The following is a 22,694-nucleotide window of genomic DNA, read 5'->3' on the forward strand; positions in this document are numbered from 1 at the left end:
GATGAAAGTTGTAATCATAGGTGCAGGACACGCAGGCGTACAAGCTGCTTCTTCTTTGCGAGAAGAAGGCTTTGCTGGTGAAATCGTTTTGGTTGCTGAAGAAAGATATTTACCTTACCAAAAGCCACCTTTATCGAAAGGGTATTTGCAAGGCAAACAGTCTGCTGAAGCTATTTTGTTTCGTTCAGAAAATTATTACTCAGCCAATCAAATTGAACTTCGCTTAGGAACTAAAATTAGTCAGATTTTGCCAAATGAGCAGGAAATCATTACTTCCGAAGGTGAAAAAATTGAATACACACATTTAATTTTAGCCACAGGAGCCAGTAACCGTCAATTGAAAATCACTGGAGCCGATACGGCCGAAATATTCTATTTACGTACGTTGGCTGATGCTCGCAAGATTGAGGAAAAGTTACATAATGCCAAGAATGTTGCCATTATTGGCGGAGGATTTATTGGCCTTGAATTGGCCGCACTCGCCCAAGAAAAAGGCAAAAACGTATCAGTAATTGAAGCCCAAAGCCGACTGATGGAAAGAGTGTTACCTGCTGTTATTTCTGATGTTTTTAAAGATACGCATCTACAAAATGGCGTAGATATTTTGCTCAATACATTTACAAGTTCAATCGAGGGGAATACGATAAAAACTCAATGCGGTAAAAGCATTAAAGCAGACTTGATTTTGGCTGGAATTGGTGTTATTCCCGAAACTAAATTGGCTGAGCAAGCAGGTATCAACTGCGAAAATGGCATTGTAGTCAATGAATTTCAGCAGACTTCTATCGTTAATATTTATGCCATTGGCGATTGTGCCAATCATTATAATGTTTTTGCTAAACGAAACATACGCCTCGAATCTGTACAAAATGCCGTTGACCAAGCTAAAGTTGCAGCCAATCATATTATAGGGAAAGCAGAAGCCTATCAAGCTGTACCGTGGTTCTGGACAAACCAATATCATTTAAAATTACAAATGGCTGGTATTTCGACTGGTTTTGACGAATATATGGTACGTGGAGATATTTCGAGTGGTAAATTCTCGGTTTATTATTTCAAAGATACGAAACTTATTGCGGTCGATTCACTCAATAAAGCGGCCGAGCATCTCAATGCACGAAAACTATTAAGTTTGGGTGTTAGCCCAAGCAAAGAAGAAATTTTAGATGTAAGTTTTAATCTAAATTCTTTGGTTTAAGTAAATAACGAACTGTAAGTCTTATTGACTTACGTTCGTTTTAATTTGGAGTACAACCTTTATAATTATTGATAAAAATCTACACCCATACTTTAGATTTACTAATTTTGTCGTTCATTTTTCTAAAATTAGTAAAGTCTTTCGATATGCAAAATATTTCCAAATATATCGACCATACATTACTGAAACCCACCGCAACCGAAATGGATTTCAGAAAGTTGTGTGAAGAAATCTACCAAAATAGCTTCTATTCGGCCTGTGTGCCGCCATTTTATGTGAGTTTTGTAAAGGAATTACTTGAATATAGCGATGCCAAAGTCTGTACGGTCATTGGCTTTCCGTTGGGGTATCATTCAACTGAAGCAAAAATTGCCGAAGCACAAAAAGCCTTGGCCGATGGTGCTGACGAATTAGATTTAGTAATGAATATCAATGCTTTCAAATCAATGGCTTATGAAACTGTAAAGCAAGAAATAAAAACAATTGCTGAAATCGTTCATGAAAAAAAAGCTTTGCTCAAAGTAATTATTGAAACGGCCTATTTAGACAATTTTGACATACGAATTGCCTGCGAAATCTGCGAAGAAGCAGGTGCTGATTTTGTAAAAACTTCCACAGGTTTTGCTTCAAAAGGTGCTGAAATTGAGCAAGTTAAATTAATGCGTGAAGTTTTGCCAAGCGATATCCAAATCAAAGCATCGGGTGGAATTCAAACGTATGAGCAATCCATAGCTTTTATTGAAGCAGGAGCAACTCGACTTGGCACTTCATCAGGAGTTTCTATTGTGAGTGGGGGAGTGGGGTATAGTGGATATTAAGATTTGATGTTAGTGTTTGTGGCACATTAAAAAGATGTGCCACAACTATTTACTTCTCCATCAAATTTCCCAATAAAACCTCAGGAGCAAGCATTATTCTTGTACCAGTTTCGGCATTTTCAAGATTCAAAACTCCACGCGGACAAACAGCTGAACAAACGCCACAACCCACACATGATGAACGTACAATGTCTTGTCCTTTCTGTGCATAAGCTCGAACATCAATTCCCATTTCACAATAAGTAGAGCAATTCCCGCAAGAAATACATTGGCCACCATTGGTAGTAATTCTGAATCTTGATTTGAATCGTTGAATTATTCCAAGATAAGCCGCTAATGGACAGCCAAATCTGCACCAAACTCTACTACCCATCAGAGGATAAAAACCTGTACCCACAACGCCCGAAAAAATAGAGCCAATCATAAACCCATAAGTTGATTTGAGCCACTCAGTTGGAATAAAGCCTAATAAATTATAGCTACCAGTGAAGTAGGTATAAAGTACCCCAATTGTCATGATAATAGCAAAAGCCAATATGCCATGAATAAGATAGCGTTCTATTTTCCATGCTTTCGTTGACTTATCAGAAAGCTGTCGGAATGGGTCTCCCAAAGTTTCGGCTAAACCCCCGCAACCACAAACCCACGAGCAGTACCAACGTTTCCCAAAGAAATAAGTCATTACGGGTACACCTACTACAAAAAGTACAATCCCCCATACTAGTAAAAATATCCCAAATGTTCCTCCAGTAATGAGTTTATCGATTCTATAATTAAAGAAAAACGAATAATCTAGTGGCCACATATTTTTCAAATCGGCCGAAGGTAAATTCAGATTTGACATGATTTCCGGTAAAATGAAAGCAATGCAAGTCTGAAAAAATATAATTGATAATGTTCTGATAATCTGATACTTAGAATGACGATATTTGATAATGTATCTAATACCCATTACCAAAACCGAAATCGTATAAAGAAATCCATACATAAACCAACGACTTGCCTCGCCGCCATTAATGAATTTACTAACAGGGTCCACCACCATTATCCAGTTTGCAATATATTGTGGTTTGAAGTATAAGGCTATGTAGAATAAAATTAGAAAAGTACCAATCAACATACCCAACCATTTTCTGTTGGTTGCTGGATTGAAGAAAATTCCATTGTTTTTTATTCCAGCTTCTTGCTTGATGCTTGGTAAGAAATAAAGCAAAGCTCCGATAATAGAAAGACCAAATGTAAGGAATAATATAAGTGATTTGTTATCAGATAAATAGCCGTTTGATGAGGCCTTGATAATTGAAACAATGGTGTCCTCATAAATTTTTTTGTCCCAAGCTTGTTGGGCATTATAAACTTTATTGAGAGCTTCAATACCTTTACTTACTTCTGATGCAAAAGCAAATGAATTAGTGTATGGTTGGTCTATGATTGAAGCAAATTCGATTTTTGCATCAAATAATGCCTCATCTTTTAGATTTTTCTCTAAAACCTCATTAGTTAATGTATAATTATTCATGCTTAAAGTGCCCAAAAATAGCCCAAAAGCAGCAATGAAAGTGATGAGTCCGAGTTTTTGTAGCATGGCTTAGAATAATTTTGAGAAAATTCCTTTTTTAGATTTCAATTGTAATTTACTACCAGTTTCAGTATTGTACTTTTCCAATATATCGGCTTCGTATTGTTTGAAAAATTCTGGGTCGAAATTGGCTTTGGGTAAATTTTCTAAAACGTATGTAATGGTTTTACCTTGACTAATCCATTCATCCCAAACCTCATGTCTCATTCTAATACCCAACGTATTTAAGCCATTTACGACTTTACTTATTGAATCAAAGTTTATTCTTACACAAATATTTTTACTTGGATGTTGCCAGAAGAAAGTTTGAATGCCTTCTGGTAATTTTGCTGGCACTTGTCCATAAGTTTGATATTCGATTTCGAAGAACTTTGCAGAATTAAAAAAGATGCCGGGTTGATATTTTGTAGGCTTACCGCAGATAGTTCGGGCAACAGTTTCGCCCATGATACGCCCAGTGTACCATATTTGTTCAATATTTTTTCTGCCAATTGGCGGATTCTCATGTTCAACACAATCGCCGATTGCATATACATCTGGAATATTGGTTTCGAGGTATTCATTAACCAAAATCCCACGATTAAGTTTGATACCACCTGCACCCAAAACAAAGTCCGGTTTTTCTCTACCAATCATATTTCCTTGTGGTAATTTTAGGAAACTTATATTTGGATTAACTCCAACCGTTAATCCAACAAATTGACAAATAATTTCTTCCCCATCTTTTGTTTTTACTGCTTTTACTTGTCCATTCTCATCGCCAATGATTTCATCTAATTCGCTCAAAAATTTTAGGTTAATATGATTTGCCGCAATATGTTTTGAAATCATTGCCGACTCTTCTGTCGGCAATACAGTATTCCAAAAACTACTTTCTCTGACTAAAAATGTTACCTCAATCCCCCTAGAATGTAGCATTTCTGCCAATTCTACGCCAATTAAGCCACCACCTACAATTACAGCTTGTTTGACCTTCGGAGTAATTTCTTCTAAAGATTCTAAATCTTGATAACTGTACAAACCTTGTACACCTTTAAGATTTTGTCCTTTCCAACCAAATTTGTTGGGTGTTGAGCCTGTGGCCAAAATTAGTTTATCATAGCTAATCGAACCACCTACTTTAGCTTCTGGATTTTCATCGGAAGGAATTCTGAAATAGAGCTTTTTTTCTTCAAAATCAACAGTTTTTACCCACGCTCGTTTGAGTTCAATTCGGTTTTTCTCCCAAAAAAAATCTTCGTAAGGCTTCGTATGCTCAAATTTCATGTGACCCATATAAACATACATGAGAGCCGTTCTTGAAAAAAAATAATCAGTTTCGCCCGAAATGACCGTAATCTTGCAATCAGAATGTTTTCTGATGTGCCGAGCGGCCGTAATTCCACTGATACCATTTCCGATAATAACTACGTGCTGCATTTTTAGAAGGATTTGCTTGTGGACGAATATACGAAGGAAATCTGAAATAAGTTTTTAGAGAACCATTTTTACCAAAATACCAATTGAGATAGTTAGAGTAAAACTAATGAGCGTACCGATTAGTACATATTCGGTTCGTTTGAGGTCTGATTCTTTAAATCTAAGCAAGGCTTTGGCGGCAATCAAAAAACCGATTGGTTCATATTGGTTATTAATGATGAATGTTAGAATCAATATTCTTTCAAAAATACCAATCCATTTTCCAGCATCATTTAGGCTTTCTTCCTTACTCGTATTTACGTCTTCTCTCCAACGTTTGGTTGCAAGTCCAATGAGTATGCCTAATGGAATAGTACAAAAAACATAAGATACCAATATTACCCATGTTTTGAAATCTGCTAATATTGAAGTAAATAAATTTGAGAATTGGTTAAAGCCTTTGATAATATATAACCAACTAATAATTAGAATAATAAAATGAAGTACTTGGTCAAGAATAAACGATTTGACACTTTTATCTTTGGCATATATTTTCAATAAATCAAAACCATAGTGCGTAATTCCGATGAAAAGAGCTACTAAGAAGTTTCTTGAAAAAAGCCAAACAGTCAAGAATGTAAGTATGATGTGAAAAAGTAATTTTTGGGATTTAATTCTCTTTTCCTCTTTGTCTTTTACCCAACTTGTTGGTTGCAAAAAAAAGTCAGTAAGTATATGTGCAAAGATAAGTTTCAATAAAACCAATGCTTGTATCGCTGTAAAAAGATTAGACATTTTGGAAACGATTTAATATTTTTTCGATGATATGCCAAGCCGATGATTTGATTCTTGTACTTACCGAAGGTTGCCCAATTTTGATTATTGAAGCTATTTCTTGTTGATTTTTCCCCTGCAAAAGCCAAAAAATAACTTCGGATTGATTGACGGTTTGTTTTTCAAACAGATAATCTATCATGGAGCAATAAACTTCCCATTCTTTGTTTTTTTGATTATCGTTTGTGGAAATTCTCAAAAATTCATTCTTATTTTTCATGTCATCCAAATTTCTGCCCGATAGCCAGAATGCTTCTCCATCAGAATCAGAAATTTTTTCACTTAAAAATGTTACTTCACCCAAGCCTATTGATATTTTGACTTTTAGCGATAGTTTTATATGTAGATAAGTTTTTATAATTAATGCTTCATGTAAAGCATTTTTATTTAATAATATTTGAAAACTATCTCCACGTATGAAATAGTCATATTTTCCTTCGGAAATGCTTGATAAAAAATCAAAGGCTTTACGCAGTTTTAGGCGACTTTCTGCATCAAGATTTGATGATTTTACAATATCTCCTGTAATTACTTGTACTTGCATTTATCTAAAAATTAATAAATAAAATAAAAATATCTACAAATATATAAATATTTTTATTTTATCTACTTTTTTATCAATAAAGCTACTTATTTCTCAGGCAGATGAACTTCTGCCATCATGCAACGTGCAGAACCACCACCGCAGTTTTCAATCATTGATAAGTCGAAGTGTTGAATATCTGCATATTCTTCTAATTCTACTCTTTGAGCATGGTTGAGTGAATTGAATGCCGTTGTTGACATTACGAGCAAGTGATTACCCTTTTGCGTTTTCACTAAGAGCATATTGCCAGCAAACTGATTCATTTGTTCAAGTGAAATTTCAATGATATTCTTCCCGCTACTCTCAAGCGATTCTTTTACTTTGAGGCGTTCATCTAAATCAGGAATAGAAGCCAAACAAACTACCGCAAAAGTATCACCTATGCACATCACAACATTGGTGTGATATACTTCCTTTCCTTGCCCATCAACGGATGTAAATTTTACCAATTGATAGCCATTCATTTGTTTTGCCCAAGCATCGAGTACATCTGAATTGGTTCTTGGTGAAAGGCAAGCATAGGCAATACGATTCATTCGGTCGAGCACCATACTGCCCGTTCCTTCCAAATATTTGCCTTCTTTTTCGAAATGCGTGAAATCTAAAACAACTTCTACATGAAATTTTTTACGCAAATCATCAATGATGTCGCTTCTACGCTCTAATCGACGATTTTCGGCTTGCATTGGATACAAGCAAACCTTTCCACTGTGGTGAAAAGAAACCCAATTATTCGGGAAAATGCTATCCGGTGTATATGGTTCAAGGGTATCATCATAAACCATCACATTTACACCTGCTGAGCGGAGTTGACTGACCATTCCATCAAATTCGTTGAGGGCGTCAGCCTGTGTGATACTACTTGTTAGAGATTTAGCCTTTACATCTTGAAAAGCATTACTTTCGGCTGTTTGCTCATTAAAAGCAAAATTTACGGGCCGAATCATTAGTATGTTTGATGTGGTTTGTGCTTGCATTTTTTTAGTTCTGACGGGGTCGCCCGTGCGATTCTAAGTTATGAATGCTGAGTTATTATAGGATTAAAGTACTCAGTAACTTTGAAAAGAAATTTTTACGGAATTATAAAAATATTGTTACAAATTTTTAAACCGCAGATTGTACAGTTTTATTAACGCTAATTTTCGAAGATTTTATTGAATTTCCAGCGAAAATTAGCGTTTTTTAAGAAATTAGCATTATCTGCGTGCCATCTTTTTTATTACGAGGAATTTTTATAATCCCCAAATTTTTATCCTTGAAATAATTATAAATGAAAACTCTAAACTCAGAAATCTGAATTCAGAACTCTCAAAATTGGCATACTCATACAATGTGAGCCACCTCTCGCCCTTGAAAGCTCAGCAGATGGTAACAATATGATTGTATTACTAATGTTTTCGGGCGAAAGCTCATTTTTTTCAAATTTATTGAGTAATTCAGCGGCTCGAATGGTCTGAAAACCAGCTTCACGAAATGCCTCGGCGGTTTTATCATTTCTATCATAGCCAATAGCTACTCCTTCTTTCACTACTAATAAATTACATGAGTCTGTCCATTGTTCACGAGCACCGTACGGAAACTCATTATTACCAGAATACACAAACTTTATATCTTCATAACAATTCAAATCGTCTTTGGTTATCGAAGAAAGTAAATCTTCTAAATTGGCAAAGTCTTTTACTTTTACACCATCATCTTTGTTAATAAATTGTTTGATAGTAAGTTTTTCATAACTTGGTTGTTGTCCGAGTTCTTCCCAAATAGATTGTCTGGCTGCTTCTTCTTGAATACGCCCTAAAGAACCCAATAAAACCCAAACATTGCGTTTAATTTGTGTAAAAATGGTGTCAATGTGCATGTAGTCACGTTTTTGTGGAATTTTCACAATCGTCACTTTCTGCACAACATTTCTTTCAAAGAGTAAATCTATCGCCTGACGTGCCGCTTCAACTGATGTACGCTCACTCACGCCAATTAGTAAATGGTTAGGAGCGACCATCATTACATCGCCGCCTTCGAGCGTATTTAAACGTCCTTCTTGTTCTTCTTCGGGTAAAAGAAAATGGTTCTCATCTTCGGTAATTTCAACGATTTTTCCTTGTAAATCTTTGAAAATAGGATGATTAAAGAAAACATATTTCGCTAAAAGTGATTCACGTGTACGAGCGTATTTAGCTGGTTTATTGAGCAAAAGATGGTCGTTTACTACAATACCAATATCACGTGTAAAAATCAAATTTGGAATCGGTGGGAAAAGCATTTTATTATTGGGTAAAATGCCTGTTATCAACACTTTAGTTAAATCAATACTTGAAAGTTGGTTCATTTCAACTTGAAATTGGAATGAACACTCTTCAACTGCACTTACCGCTGCAATAAGTTGTGTACGTACGGTGGCATCTTCAAGAATTTCAGATAATAGTTTTTCAAATTCAATCACTTTATCTGAGTTGAAATATTTCTCATTGTGAGGTTTATAGAAGTTACGAGTTTTATCAGCATCAATTTCGCTAAGTTTTCCTTTCACTTTTTCAGTATCTAGAAAATAAAGCAAAATCTTTACATAAAAATCATATTCATCTCTACGCATTGTTTCGAGATGAACAATGTCTTCAAATAACCAATCTTGGGCTTTTGAAGGTACAACTTTTCCAAGACCACTGTCAGGGCTATGTATAATAAGGCGGTGTAGCGTACCTACTTCGGAAGATACAAATATATTATTGTTCATTGGTAATACTTTTGGGCTACTAGCGTTCGGCTATTAGCTTTTTAAATCTTAAAATGTAAAATGAATAAAATGACGCTTTTAAACTAAAAATTAGAAAATTTAGAATAAAAAAAGTGCTAAAAGCTGGTAGCTAATAGCCAAGAGCATTCTTTTCAAATTAGTAAAAACCAAAGTTGGCCATGAAGGCCATGAGCTGAAAGAAGAAAACAGAAATACGGTGAGGCTTACAAAAATGGCGATACAGCCCTGTGAGTGTAAAACTACAGTTTTCGTCGTTTAGGCGAATTTTTGAGGCTATATTTTTTTGTATTATTATCATAGTATGTTGCAATATTACAAATCAGATAACTTATTTCAAAAGTTTTTCGAGCAAAATTCCTATCTTGCGAAGTTCACATTTAAAACCCACAATGGCTAATTTGTTTATCCGAAATCGAGAACAATCGCAGTTAGTTTTATTTTTTCTTCATAATTTCTTTATCAGTATCGGGACAGTCTTGGTCTATGTCTCGGCCAATATTATTTTGCTTGAAAATCACCCTGAATTTTCTTTACCTATTGCCTACATAGCTTCTACATTAGCGATGATGGTTGTAGGGAAAATATACGAGTATTATGAACACCATTACCTTCTGCAAAAATTGAGTATGAGGGTATTATTATCGGTTTTGGTGCTGTCGTTGCTCATGGGAATGATAGTTTATGTGAGTCACTCAATATTCACAGCCATTGGAATAATGGTGGGTTTTAGAATTATTTATTTGCTCGTAAATTTAGAATTTTGGGGAGTTTCGGCAGTGGTTTTTGATGTGCGTCAGAGTAAGCGAATTTTTAGTGTAATTGGCTCGGGCGATGTACCTGCCAAAGCCATTGGTGCTATTTTAACCGTGCTTATTCATTCAACCTCGGTGCTCTCAATTCTGATTGGTGTTGCGTTCTTTACATTTTTATTAGCCTTTTTTACCCAAAAACGCACTTTTCAACTGACAGATGTGCCAGAGTCTCAACCCGAACGTAGAATAAGAAAAGATGATGCCAAATATATTCAGCAATTATTTGGTGGTAATCGATTGATATTCGAAATGTGTGTTGGCTTGGTGGCAGTGGCACTTTCTGCAACTTGGATAGAGTATAATTTTTTCGTAAATGTTAAGTATAAATTTCATAGTCAGCACGATATTATCGCCTTTGTTGGTTATACTTTAGCAATAACTTATACAATATCAACAGTTATCAAACTCTTGCTTTCGAGCAAAGTAATTGAGCGTTTTGGTCTTCGAAATGCCTTGCTTTTCTTGCCAATCGGTACAGTTTTGATTTCGATAGTGCTCGTTTTTCTCTCTTCTTTTAGAGATGATGAGACCTCACTTTTAATGGATTTTAGTGCGGCTTATTTGCTTTTTGAAGTAATGCGTCGAACGGTTTTCGACCCTGTATTTCTGGTGATGTTTCAGCCACTTTCTACCCACCAACGGCTCAAAGGACATACATTGGCTAAAGGTTTTTATGAACCTCTTGGAATGGGAATAGCTGGTCTTTTGCTTTTAGCTGAATATTATTTCGATTTTTCATTTACTTGGATTCATTTTGGTTTCACGGTCATTTCTGCATTTATAGCTTCTTATTATTTGAGTCGAGCGTTTCGTCATTACATCATCGAATTAAAATCGGCTTTGGGTAAGCGTTTCCTTAGTACAGAGGAGTTAGTTGTTCAAAAAGAAGCTCTTTCTGCAATCATAAAAAATATTGAAAGCAATAATGCAGAGGAAGTGATTAGTGCGATTAATTGGATTGGAAAATATGATGGAGATAAACTTATAAAGTATATACCACAGCTTTTGAAGCATGATTCAGAGGCTGTACGGTTGAGTGCTTTACAACTACTCCAAAATAAGCAATTAACACCGAATATTGTAGAAATCCTATCTAAAAATATTGTTCAAGAATCAAATAGTGAATTGCGAAAACTGGGCGGTCAAATATTAGCTCAGCAAGCAATTTGGCCAACTGAAAAGATTGAAGGGGTTCTAAAAGCAACAGATTATGCTTTAATAGAAGGTGTTTTAATGGCTACTTTGCCAGATTCAAAAAAAGTTGGAGAAGCTAAGTTTAAGGAGTTTTGTCTAAAAGAAAGTTCAATAGCCGAAAAACGTTTGGCTTTAAGGCTTATCGAAAAATTAAAACTTTATGAGAGCGAGCTTTTCGTAATGGAGGCTCTTTCTGATGAAAACTTAAAACTTGAGGCCATCGAAGCTGCGGGAAGTCTAGCTACTCCCAATTTACTAAATCAATTGAGTGTACTGCTTGCGAACCATTTTTACGGGAAACGAATCTTAAATTTGCTTATAAGTGTGGGTGATAAAAGTTTATCAGTTATTGAGCCTTTAAAAGGAAGTGAAGATGCTTATTTGCTAAGAAATTTGGTTAGTTTCTGCGAAAAGTATCAAACAGAGGAAAGTCGAAAACTTTTGTTGCATCTTATTTCTGAAAAAGATTTTGAGATAAGTACAAACGCCCTAAAAGCACATGGTAGTTTTGTGAAAAAGGAATCTTTGAACAACTTTTTTGAGAACTTACTAGAGGTAGAATTAAAACGAGCATGCCAAATTCTTCATGGATTTGATACCATAGCTAGTAGTACCCTTCAATTTGAATTAGACCAATCATCTGACCGTATTTTTTATATACTTTCTTCGATTTATGACCGTGACATTGTGCAAGATGCCATGCAAGGCGTAAGACATTCATCAAGAGAAAAAAGAGCAAATGCCCTTGAAATTTTAGACAATATTATTCCGAGAGAGATTTATCGTTGTTTACATTCTTTGCTTGATGAAACGTCTATTGAAGAAAAGAAAGAAGTTTTTGCTGCTTATGTAGGTGAAGAAATGTCGATGCAATCAATGGTTGATGTGATTGTAGAAAATGGTGAAAAAATGTTTGGAACGTGGACACTCACACAAGCAATTCAAGCATGGAAACCGTCAATTAAACAAATTTCAATCGTAGAAAAATATTTGAACTATCCAAAAAGCTTAGTTAAAGAAGCTGCTTTTGATTTATTGGCTTTGAGCGAAATCTTGAAAAAACAACCCGAATTAGCAAAATATATGAGTCACACGCACGAAAAAACGACTATTTCAGAGCTTGAAAGAGTATTAGTGCTTAAAAACACCCAACTCTTTGCCGAAACCCCCGAAAACGTACTAACGTCGATTGTGCCAATTATGAAAGAAATTAGTTTTCATGAAGGTAAAACTATTTTCAAAAAGGGGGAAATTGGGAATTGTATGTATATTATCTATGCTGGAGAAATTGGAATTTATGACCACGAAACGCTCTTGGCAACTTTCAAGAAAGGAGATGTTTTTGGCGAGCTTGCTCTACTCGATGCTGAACCTCGTTCCGCATCAGCAATTGTAGAAAGTGATGTATTACTTTTTAGAATCGACCAAGCAGATTTCTATGATTTGATGGAAGAACGCAATGAATTACTGAGAAGTGTACTCCGTATTTTATGTCAAAGAATCAGAAATCAAAATGATAAAATCAGAAGCTTAAGTTAGTAGCTAACAAACTTTATATTTTTCCTAAATTTATAGCTCTAAACCTGCAGAAACTTATGAATGGTATTGATTACAGTCAAATTGGTTCGGCCATGCTTGGAACTTCCTTGGCTATGCGTTTCTTAGATATTAATTTAGAAATAGCTAAAAAAGATCCTAAGCTGAGTCAAATATTAAAATTTACTTGGTTGTGGGTGTTTATATTTCTATTCGGAGCTGAGCTACTCAAACTTAAATTCATTACTGAACATATTTATAACATTGTTGGGTTAGTAGCAATTTATATTGTTTATCAATACCGACAAGAACCTGTAGCAAGAATGCTTGGAACAGCCATTATTCCAAGTGTAATTGCCGTTTTTTTGAGAGACATTACAAAGTTTATTTTTCCAGTATTCTATAAAGAAAATGATGATATCATTGGACTGATTTTTAGTTTTACTGTTTTTTGGCTTTTGGGTTTTGCTTTTTATACACAAAGACAAGTGAAGCAACAGAGGATTGAACGAGAACAGGCTGAACAAGAAAGAAAAATAATGGAGGCTAAAAAGCAAGAACTTGAATATCAAGTTGCAGAAAGAACAGCCGAACTCAGAAAACAAAAAGAATCCTTAGAAATTGCCCTTGAAGAATTAAAAATCACACAAAATCAATTGATTCACGCCGAAAAAATGGCATCTTTAGGAGAACTTACGGCGGGGATTGCTCATGAAATTCAAAATCCATTAAATTTTGTCAATAATTTTTCGGAAGTATCGGTCGAACTTTGTCAAGAATTAAAAGAAGAACTTGACCGAGAAAATTTTGATAAAGAATACATCGTTGAAATTTTAGGAGATATTAGTAAAAACCAACAAAAAATTGCTCATCATGGTCAGAGAGCAGCGAGCATTGTTCGTGGAATGCTTCAACATTCAAGGGCAAGCACAGGTCAGAAAGAATTAACAGATATTAATGCATTAGCCGATGAATACCTTCGTTTGAGTTATCATGGGCTTAGAGCAAAAGATAAAACCTTCAATGCTGATTTTAAAACGAACTTAGATGCTGATTTACCAAAAATCGAGCTTATTCCACAAGATTTTGGTAGAGTATTGCTAAATATTATCAATAATGCTTTTTATGCAGTTCAGCAGAAATCAAAGCTTGGAATTGAAGGTTATAAACCAACTGTTACAATAAGTACTTTAAAATTAGAAGAGGAAATTCTCATAAAAATTAGTGATAATGGTACCGGAATGCCCGAAAGTGTGAAGGCTAAAGTCTTCCAACCATTTTTTACAACCAAACCTACGGGGCAAGGCACAGGTTTAGGTTTAAGTTTGAGCTACGATATTATTACAAAAGGACATGGTGGTTCGTTAGAGGTAGAAAGTAATGAAGGCGAGGGAACCGTGTTCTTAATTAACCTACCTATTAAATAAACCCTATGAAAAAGTACATTTGTTTGTTTTTATTTCTTTTCACTACAAATGTGCTTACTGCACAGGTACAAGGAAATTATTTAATAGATAGTCTTAAACGTGAATTGAATAAAGATATTCATGATACAACCAAAGTACTTATTTTACATAAACTTACCAGCAATTATACATTCGAAAACCCTATACAAGCTCTAAGGTATGGAAGAGAAGCATGGTATTTGGCCGATAGCATTAGGTTTGAAAAAGGTAAGGTATTCGTAGCAATTTCTTCAGGTTTCATTATGGCTACTACTTCTGATTATACAGAGGCCTTATCGAAACTTTCTGAAGCTGTTAATATCTGTGAAAGGAAGAAAATGATGAAAGAGTTAATAAGTGTTTATTTGAATCTTTCATTGCTCTACACTACCCGAAAACAATCTTCCAATGCCTTGGAATATCTCACAAAAGCCAAGCAAGTCGAAGCTAAAACTAAGGTTAAAGATGTAATTATTCCTCTAAATTTGGCAGAAGGCTACATTTATAAAGATTTGGGTAAATCACAAATGGCACTTAATTCTTTTCAAAATGCATTGAAGGATGTATCACCAAGAAAAGAAGCTCCTCAATTACCTAATATCAATTTTTACATAGGCGATACTTATTGGGATATGAATCAACAAGATTCTGCAATAAAGTACTATCACAAAACACTAACTTACAAAGAAACCTACATGGATGCTCAGGCATATTATGGACTAGCCAAGGCATTCAATGCGAAAAAAAATATAGATTCAAGTATTTTTTATGCAAAAAAGGCTTTGTACTTTCCAGAAAAATCCTTCTTATTTAATACAACAGTAGCTGCATCTTTGTTGTTGGCTAATATTTATGAAAAGCAAAATAACCTGAATCAGGCACTATTTTATCATAAATTAGCGATGGAGCAAAAAGATAGTCTTTTTCATCAAGAGGAAGTTAGAGAAATAGAAAGGCTTAACTACGAAAAAAAAGAGCGAGAGTTAATTACTCAAAGAAGAATTATGGCACATAAGTCTGATTTGGAGGATGCAATCAAAATTTATGGGTTATCGGGGCTATTATTTTTCTTAATTATTTTTTTCGTGATTTTATACAGAAATTATAAAATCAAGCATAAAGCCAATGAAAGCTTACAAGAACAAAAAGAAGAAATTCATACGCAAAGAGTCAAGGCTGAAAAAGCATTAGAAGATTTAAAAGCTACCCAAGCTCAATTAATTCAATCGGAAAAATTGGCAAGTTTGGGAGAACTTACTGCTGGAATTGCTCACGAAATTCAGAATCCATTAAATTTTGTCAATAACTTTTCAGAATTGAGCATTGACCTTGTAAAAGAACTAAAAGAAGAAGTAGAGAATTGTCCAGTTAATGCCGAAAACGAATTAATTATTAGTCAGGAAAATAAAAACTATATTGATGAAATTCTTTCAGATTTGACTCAAAATCAAGAAAAAATTAATCAACATGGAAAGCGAGCAAGTAGCATTGTTAGGGGAATGTTACAACATTCTCGTACCAGTTCCGGAGAAAAAGAATGGTTAGATATCAATACTTTGGCAGATGAATATTTAAGACTCTCTTATCATGGTTTAAGGGCGAAAGATAAAAACTTTAATGCTGATTTTTCGACAGATTTTGCGGAGGATTTGCCAAAAATATCTGTAATTCCGCAAGATATTGGTCGAGTATTGTTAAATTTATTCAACAATGCGTTTTATGCGGTAAATCAGCGGGCCGTAGAGACAGGGCATGCACTGTCTCTACAATCCTCGAAATATAAACCAATGGTCATTGTCACAACAAAAAAGAAGGGCAATTTCATCGAAATCGGTGTGCGAGATAATGGAACTGGCATGAGTGATACAACCCTAGCCAAAATCTTCCAACCATTTTTTACAACTAAACCCACTGGAGAGGGCACAGGTTTAGGATTAAGTTTGAGTTATGATATCATTACAAAAGGGCATGGTGGTATGATAGAGGTAGAGAGCGTAGAGGGTGAAGGAACGACATTTACAGTAAAATTACCTGTTTAATAGAGAAAGGGTGAATTTTTTTTGCAAAACAACTAAACTTGCTGAAAATGTTTGAATTATTGTAAGAGTCACTAATTTTATATATCTAACAATACTTGCAAGAGAAATACCCAACACGTTTGTCCTAATAAAATCTTTATAAGCTGCTTTTGGTGATTATGAAACTCTAAACTAAAACGCCATGATTTTACCTATTTGCCTTGCCCTGCTTGCCATTGTTGCTTTTTTTGTTTTTTACTATTACAATCTTTATAAGCAAAAATACCTTCGTCTTATCGGAAAAGTGACTGCTGATTCGAAAGCCATTTCTGAACTTCCACCGAGAGATTGGAAGTCACACGACCTCCATTCACTAAGAAGCAAAGGCGACCCACTTGCTGATGCTACAATCGCACATATTTTTAGTGATATACAAGATGTTAAGGTTGTAAATAATCTTTTCAAATTGCTTACCAGCGATGATATGACTCTGCCCGATGATGTTCACCCAGCAATCAAAAAATACTTTGAAGAATCTGCCATTCTACCCGAATGGACTAACAGAGAATTGATGAGTTTTGGGCATGAATACTACCTTAGTCAAGGAATTTTGGTTGGAATGTTGCTTTTTTATAAATCTTTACCCGAATGTTATACAGCGGGCAATGGTGCGGCTGTTTTGTTGCGGACTACTTTGTTAAATGATAGGTCGCCTAATTTGGATAAACTTTCAGATAGGCTTGCCCTTACAGGGACGTTTATTTACAAAGCCATGATGCCCGGCTCTATGGAACCCAAGGGTGAAGGCATTGTATCTACACAAAAAATAAGGCTTATACATGCTGCTTCGAGGTATTTTATTTTGAATCGAAATAAAGGTACATCAGAGCAATGGGACACTGAAAAATTAGGAATACCAGTAAACCAAGAAGACATGGCTGGTACTTTGATGGCTTTTTCGGCACTCGTTTTGGAAGGACTTGAAATACTTGGCGTGAAGATGACGACAGCCGAACGAGAATCTTACATCCATGCTTGGCGGGTCATTGGTCATATCATGGGTGTAGAAAACGAGCTATTGCCCATTAATGCAAATGATGCTTTGAACTTGGGTCATGCTATCATTGATGACCAAATGGCTCCAAGTGAAGCAGGTAAAGCCCTTACCGAATCACTTTTAAATTTTTGTGAAAAAAAAGCACCTTGGTTTGTCAGTAGGGATTTTCATAAAAGTATGTTGCGATTTCTGATGGGCGATAAATTGGCCGATATGCTCGGTGTAAACCCTGTTGCGAAAGAACATAGTCAAAAATTTATCGGTTTTATTAAGTGGTATGTGAGTGTTCGTCAGATACTAAGTCAGTATTTCTTTTGGACTTTCTTTTTAAGGTCAGTGGATAAGGTTTTGCTCAAATTATCCTATGAATATTTGAGTAAAAAAAGCAGTAAAGACATTCATTTTCAATTGCCTAAAGACCCAGTTACTAGGGCGTAATCATTCATTGAGGCTCAAAGTCTGTTTAGTCTATTGTATCATTCTAAACCTTAAAAATACCATGAACCAACCTTGGATTAACTTTGACTATTCAACAACAGGACTCATTTTTAATGGCATTGGTTGCCTATTATGGGTGGTTACCTATATTGTGTTATTGTTTGAGATTCGGAAAAAAAAGTTTGTTGAAATGCCCGTTTACGTGGCAGGGGCGAACCTCGGTTGGGAATTTGTCTGGAGCTTCTTTTTTCACCCCAATACTGGATTAATCTATGCACTAAGTTATATAGCTGCTTTTTTGTTAGATTGTTTTATCTTCTACGCTATTCTCAAATATGGGGGTAAACAGCCTATATCAGATGAGTCAAGGAAACATCTACCGCTTTTTTGTATCATAAACCTATTTTTCTGGATAATATTTTGCTACACATTTCGTGATGAGGGCTATGATACGCTCAATGGGGCCAATTCTGGTTATATTATCAACGTCATCTTGTCGCTTCAATGCCTCGTCATGCTGTTTCAAACTCCTTCCTCTGAAACAAACAATTTTTCGATGCTTTTGGGGTGGGCAAAAATGTTGGGAACGGGTTTTATTACCTTGTCTCTTTTTTACTTTTTCCCTACCAATCACTTCGTTCAAGTGCTCGGTCTTGCTTGTTTGGGTTTAGATAATATCTACATTTATACGCTTTGGCGTCGTCATGGCAAATGGCTTTAATTTTCAGCTTTTATGAATAAACGAGGCGGAGGGCTACGGAGATAACCAATAACCATTAAGACACATGATTAATAGCGTTTTTCAATTTTTCATCCCTGCTCATTACTACAATGACCCTGAAGAGCTGCGACAAGCAAAGTTTTCAATAAGTGTATATTTGATAACAGGAATTTCACTCTTCATTTATGTAGGTTTTGGCGACCTACTCGGTAGTCCCGTCATCGGCTATGCCAATCTCATTCAAGCAATAATGAATGTATTGATATCATTTCTCTTTAGAGCCAATGTTCCACTTCGAACTTGTGTATTGATGTATTCAACTTCTGGCACAATTTATCTTACATTTATAGCCTACTTGGGCGGGGGATTAATGGCACCTTCAGCATTCGGATTGATTTTAACCCCTATTTACAATCTTTTGCTTACCAATAGTTGGCGAAGCGGCTTGGTTTGGTTCGGAATTATCATTGCTATTGTTTGCGGTATGGCGTATTATGAGAGTTATTATGGAAGTTTAGTAGTTAATTTTGATTCTCTTCACAAATACCAGCATGGGTTTCTTTCGATGGTTGGTATTTTTATTAATTTATTCGTTTTGATATTGGTATTTGAATACCAAAAAAATCTGGCTTTCAAGAAACTAAAAAAAATCAATGACGAACTTCATGCTACACAAGCCCAACTCATCCAAAAAGAAAAACTGGCGAGTTTAGGTGAACTGACGGCAGGTATCGCTCACGAAATTCAGAATCCTTTAAATTTTGTCAACAACTTTTCGGAATTAAGCGTTGACCTTGCCAAAGATTTAATAGAAGAAATTAAGCGACCAGTATTAGATATTGAATACATTGATGAATTATTGACCGATTTAACCCAAAATCAAGAAAAAATAAATCATCACGGTAAGCGAGCAAGTAGTATTGTAAAAGGCATGCTCGAACACTCACGTACAAGCACAGGAGAAAAAGAATTGACTGATATGAACGTCCTTTGTGAAGAATATTTACGACTATCTTATCATGGAATGAGAGCGAAGGATAAAAGTTTTCAAACAGATTTTAAGACTGAATTTGAAATAAATTTGCCCAAAATATCAGTAGTTCCGCAGGATATTGGTCGAGTATTGTTAAATTTATTTAATAATTCTTTTTATGCTGTAAATCAGCGGGCCATAGAGATAGGGCATGCCCTGTCTCAACCATCATCGAAATATAAACCTGCGGTGATTGTCTCAACAAAAAAGAGGGGTAATTTCATAGAAATAATTGTACGAGATAACGGGACAGGGATGAGTGAATCAATCCAAGCTAAAATCTTCCAACCTTTCTTCACAACCAAACCGACGGGAGAGGGTACAGGCTTAGGATTAAGTTTGAGTTATGAGATTATCACCAAGGGGCATAGCGGTGTGCTTGACGTTGAAAGCATTGTAGGTGAAGGAACAACATTTATCATTAAATTACCTTATATTTGAAAGTAAATTCTAAACCCGATTATATTTTTCATGAAAATATTAGTTGTCGATGATGAAGAGGATGTAAGAACGCTTTTTGAACAGCGATTTCGCCGTGAGATTCGAGCTGGAGAATTCGATTTTGCCTTTAGTGGTTCGGGTGAAGATGCAATAGCGTATTTGCAAGACCAAGACTTAGAAGCCATTCTTATTCTATCTGATATAAATATGCCCGGTATGAGTGGAATTGAATTACTTCGTCAGATTCGTTCAAAATCGCCAATGGCTCCGCCAACAATTATGATGATTACAGCTTATGGTGATTCACAAACCCTCAAGCAAGCGATGGATTTAGGAGCAAATGATTTCCTTACCAAACCACTTGACTTCATCGAACTTAAACAAAAACTCAAAAGCTCAATATGAACGCCAAAATAATGGTTGTTGATGATGAAGCTGACTTAGAGTTGCTCATCAAACAAAAATTCCGCCGACAAATCAGAGAGAAAGTTTATGAATTTAGCTTTGCTCAGAATGGTGCTGAAGCTCTAAGAATATTGAGCGAAAGACCTGATATTGATATGGTTTTGAGTGATATCAATATGCCAGAAATGGATGGTCTCACTTTATTGGCCAAATTACCCGAACAAAACCCTTTGCTGAAAGCGGTTATTGTATCGGCTTATGGTGATATGGATAATATTAGGGTAGCTATGAACCGTGGGGCATTTGATTTTCTGTGTAAACCCATCAATTTTGAAGATTTAGAACTGACAGTCGAGAAAACGCTTAAACACGTGGAACAACTCCGTGCCACACTTCAGGCGGTAAAAGAAAATAATATCTTAAAAATGTATGTCGATGAAAATGTACTCAAATTTATGGGAAGCCATGAGTTTGAAAAGTCATTGACAGCTAATGAAACCATTGAAGCAAGCATACTTTTTGTAGATATTTGTGGATTTACCTCGATTTCTGAAAAAGAATCGCCTGATGTCGTGGTGAATCTTATCAACAAATACTTCGATACAATGGTGAAAGAAATCATCGAACAGGGAGGGCGAATTGATAAGTTTATGGGTGATGCCATCATGGCTGTTTTTAAAGGAGATTATCACCTCGACCGTGCCATTGAAGCAGCCTTAGCTGTACGTCAAAAAATAGATGTTATTGAAGAAAGTTTACCCAATCACTTATCGTATATGCCCAAAGTTTCAATCGGTATCAATACTGGTGAGGTGATATCTGGAAACATTGGCTCTGCATCACTTCGTCGATTAGATTATACGGTTATCGGTGATGTGGTAAATACAGCTCAAAGGCTTCAGTCTGCGGCTAAACCTAGTCAGATTTTACTGAGCGAATTTGCTTATTTAAAAGTAAAAGAATATTTCAAATGTCAAGAAGTTGGTGAGATAAATCTCAAAAATAAAGCCTTACCAGTAAAGGTATTTGAGGTGGTTTCTTGAAAAAATACAAAAATCACATAAATTTTCTTCAATATTTGGAACAACTCTACATTATTTAGAGTTATTACAAATAAGAATAGCATGTTGGCTATTTTGATTGTATCTTTGCGAAATTATTTGTGGAGCAGTTCTACAGCTCATACGAAACTACTTCGCAGGTTTTATCACGTTTATCATAAGCAAGAAAATAAAATGCTCACTATCAGTAATTTACACGCCCGAATTGAGGAGAAAGAAATATTACGTGGAATCAATTTAGAAATCAAACCAGGTGAAGTACACGCTATTATGGGGCCAAATGGTTCTGGTAAAAGTACTTTAGCTTCGGTTTTAGCAGGTCGCGAAGATTATGAAGTTACCGATGGTTCGGTAACATTCAACGGAAAAGACCTCCTCGAATTAGCACCTGAAGAACGTGCTGCTGAAGGAATCTTCTTGGCATTTCAATATCCTGTTGAGATTCCTGGTGTTACAACCATTAATTTCTTGAAAACCGCTCTTAACGAAATCAGAAAGTACAATGGTGAAGAACCATTAGATGCTGCTCAATTTTTGAAGAGAATGAAAGAGAAAGCTAAATTGGTGAAAATCGATGATACACTTTTAAAACGTTCACTTAATGAAGGTTTCTCGGGTGGTGAAAAGAAACGCAATGAAATCTTCCAAATGGCAATGCTTGAGCCTACATTGGGCCTTTTAGATGAAACAGATTCAGGTCTTGATATTGATGCTCTTCGCATTGTTGCCGAAGGTGTAAACCAATTACGCGACGAAAAACGTTCGTTTGTAGTTGTTACTCACTACCAACGTTTACTTGATTACATCGTTCCTGATTTTGTTCACGTACTATACAAAGGCCGTATCGTGAAATCAGGTACTAAAGAATTAGCTCTTGAGTTAGAAGAGAAAGGCTACGATTGGATTAAAAACGAAGTAGATTCTTTAGAAACGGTATAAGTTTCGAGTAAAGACGAACGGAAATATGCAGAAAATTCAAGTTTCAGATAGTCCAAAACCAGTTGGGCATTATTCTCATGCAATAGTGAGTAATGGTCTTTTGTTTACTTCTGGAATTTTACCCATTAAGATTAAAACTGCTGAAAAATTAGCCATTGAATCGAATATCGAAGAACAATTAACGATTGTATTCGATAATCTTACGCAAATTTTAAATGAAGCAGGACTAACCTCAAATAATGTAGTAAAAACTACTGTTTACATTACTGGAGGTGAAAATTGGGGAATTGTTAATGAAAAATATGCTGCTTATTTCAAAGAACATCGTCCGGCTCGCTCCATTATTCCCGTACCTGAGCTACACTTTGGATATAAAGTAGAGTTAGAAGCAATAGCAGAAATATAGAACAGTTTTCCGAAATAGTTCGG

Annotated in this window: 19 protein-coding genes; 12 read left to right on the plus strand and 7 right to left on the minus strand. The window is 35.5% G+C overall.

Annotated elements, in window-relative coordinates; all coding sequences use genetic code 11:
• Position 1 precedes the first annotated feature (1 nt).
• The gene (locus tag EMTOL_RS14595; protein WP_015030076.1) at positions 2-1,198 is read left to right on the plus strand and encodes an NAD(P)/FAD-dependent oxidoreductase; all 1,197 of its coding nucleotides are present in this window, start codon (positions 2-4) and stop codon (positions 1,196-1,198) included.
• A 146-nt stretch (positions 1,199-1,344) separates the two neighbouring features.
• Positions 1,345-2,016 carry a deoxyribose-phosphate aldolase gene (gene deoC, locus EMTOL_RS14600; protein ID WP_015030077.1) on the plus strand — a complete coding sequence of 224 codons (672 nt, stop codon included), beginning with the start codon at positions 1,345-1,347 and terminating at the stop codon, positions 2,014-2,016.
• A gap of 49 nt (positions 2,017-2,065) precedes the next feature.
• On the opposite strand, the gene EMTOL_RS14605 is transcribed toward deoC, so the two are convergent.
• The 7 genes from EMTOL_RS14605 to EMTOL_RS22475 all read right to left on the minus strand — a co-directional run bounded on the left by EMTOL_RS14605 (position 2,066) and on the right by EMTOL_RS22475 (position 9,463).
• Positions 2,066-3,601, minus strand: a complete 1,536-nt coding sequence (locus EMTOL_RS14605) for a 4Fe-4S binding protein (RefSeq protein WP_015030078.1) — start codon at positions 3,599-3,601, stop codon at positions 2,066-2,068.
• Positions 3,602-3,604: 3 nt separating this feature from the next.
• The gene (locus tag EMTOL_RS14610; RefSeq protein ID WP_015030079.1) at positions 3,605-5,014 is read right to left on the minus strand and encodes an NAD(P)/FAD-dependent oxidoreductase; all 1,410 of its coding nucleotides are present in this window, start codon (positions 5,012-5,014) and stop codon (positions 3,605-3,607) included.
• Between the two features lie 54 nt (positions 5,015-5,068).
• On the minus strand, positions 5,069-5,788 hold the full coding sequence (locus tag EMTOL_RS14615) for a DUF3307 domain-containing protein (protein ID WP_015030080.1): 720 nt from the start codon (positions 5,786-5,788) through the stop codon (positions 5,069-5,071).
• Entirely contained in the window at positions 5,781-6,371 is a 591-nt protein-coding gene (locus tag EMTOL_RS14620; RefSeq protein ID WP_015030081.1) for a SatD family protein, read from the minus strand. The genes EMTOL_RS14615 and EMTOL_RS14620 overlap by 8 nt, the downstream gene beginning before the upstream one ends.
• 86 nt (positions 6,372-6,457) lie before the next feature.
• Positions 6,458-7,390, minus strand: coding sequence for a citrulline utilization hydrolase CtlX (gene ctlX, locus EMTOL_RS14625; RefSeq protein WP_015030082.1), 933 nt, complete (start codon positions 7,388-7,390; stop codon positions 6,458-6,460).
• A 308-nt stretch (positions 7,391-7,698) separates the two neighbouring features.
• Positions 7,699-9,144, minus strand: a complete 1,446-nt coding sequence (locus EMTOL_RS14630; protein WP_015030083.1) for an arginine deiminase family protein — start codon at positions 9,142-9,144, stop codon at positions 7,699-7,701.
• A 157-nt stretch (positions 9,145-9,301) separates the two neighbouring features.
• Positions 9,302-9,463: a hypothetical protein gene (locus EMTOL_RS22475; protein ID WP_305953248.1), complete on the minus strand. Its 162-nt coding sequence runs from the start codon at positions 9,461-9,463 to the stop codon at positions 9,302-9,304.
• Between the two features lie 91 nt (positions 9,464-9,554).
• Between EMTOL_RS22475 and EMTOL_RS21855 the strand changes: the two genes are divergently transcribed.
• The 10 genes from EMTOL_RS21855 (at position 9,555) to EMTOL_RS14680 (ending at position 22,671) form a co-directional block, all read left to right on the plus strand.
• A complete protein-coding gene (locus tag EMTOL_RS21855; protein WP_015030084.1) occupies positions 9,555-12,710 on the plus strand; it encodes a cyclic nucleotide-binding domain-containing protein in 3,156 nt (1,051 codons plus the stop codon).
• Positions 12,711-12,766: 56 nt separating this feature from the next.
• On the plus strand, positions 12,767-14,134 hold the full coding sequence (locus EMTOL_RS14640) for a sensor histidine kinase (RefSeq protein ID WP_015030085.1): 1,368 nt from the start codon (positions 12,767-12,769) through the stop codon (positions 14,132-14,134).
• A gap of 5 nt (positions 14,135-14,139) precedes the next feature.
• On the plus strand, positions 14,140-16,191 hold the full coding sequence (locus EMTOL_RS14645; protein ID WP_015030086.1) for a tetratricopeptide repeat-containing sensor histidine kinase: 2,052 nt from the start codon (positions 14,140-14,142) through the stop codon (positions 16,189-16,191).
• 181 nt (positions 16,192-16,372) lie between these two features.
• Positions 16,373-17,665 (plus strand): oxygenase MpaB family protein, encoded by a 1,293-nt coding sequence (locus EMTOL_RS21860; protein WP_015030087.1) that lies wholly within the window; start codon positions 16,373-16,375, stop codon positions 17,663-17,665.
• A 61-nt stretch (positions 17,666-17,726) separates the two neighbouring features.
• A complete protein-coding gene (locus EMTOL_RS14655) occupies positions 17,727-18,386 on the plus strand; it encodes a transmembrane-type terpene cyclase (RefSeq protein WP_015030088.1) in 660 nt (219 codons plus the stop codon).
• Between the two features lie 64 nt (positions 18,387-18,450).
• Positions 18,451-19,860 carry a sensor histidine kinase gene (locus tag EMTOL_RS21865; protein ID WP_015030089.1) on the plus strand — a complete coding sequence of 470 codons (1,410 nt, stop codon included), beginning with the start codon at positions 18,451-18,453 and terminating at the stop codon, positions 19,858-19,860.
• Positions 19,861-19,890: 30 nt separating this feature from the next.
• On the plus strand, positions 19,891-20,265 hold the full coding sequence (locus EMTOL_RS14665) for a response regulator (protein WP_015030090.1): 375 nt from the start codon (positions 19,891-19,893) through the stop codon (positions 20,263-20,265).
• Positions 20,262-21,308 (plus strand): adenylate/guanylate cyclase domain-containing protein, encoded by a 1,047-nt coding sequence (locus EMTOL_RS14670; RefSeq protein WP_015030091.1) that lies wholly within the window; start codon positions 20,262-20,264, stop codon positions 21,306-21,308. The genes EMTOL_RS14665 and EMTOL_RS14670 overlap by 4 nt, the downstream gene beginning before the upstream one ends.
• A gap of 192 nt (positions 21,309-21,500) precedes the next feature.
• Positions 21,501-22,265 (plus strand): Fe-S cluster assembly ATPase SufC, encoded by a 765-nt coding sequence (sufC, locus tag EMTOL_RS14675; RefSeq protein WP_041694162.1) that lies wholly within the window; start codon positions 21,501-21,503, stop codon positions 22,263-22,265.
• Positions 22,266-22,290: 25 nt separating this feature from the next.
• Positions 22,291-22,671, plus strand: a complete 381-nt coding sequence (locus EMTOL_RS14680; RefSeq protein ID WP_015030093.1) for a RidA family protein — start codon at positions 22,291-22,293, stop codon at positions 22,669-22,671.
• The last annotated feature ends 23 nt before the right edge of the window (positions 22,672-22,694 follow it).

It is taken from the genome of Emticicia oligotrophica DSM 17448, assembly GCF_000263195.1.
Taxonomy (GTDB): Bacteria; Bacteroidota; Bacteroidia; order Cytophagales; family Spirosomataceae; genus Emticicia; species Emticicia oligotrophica.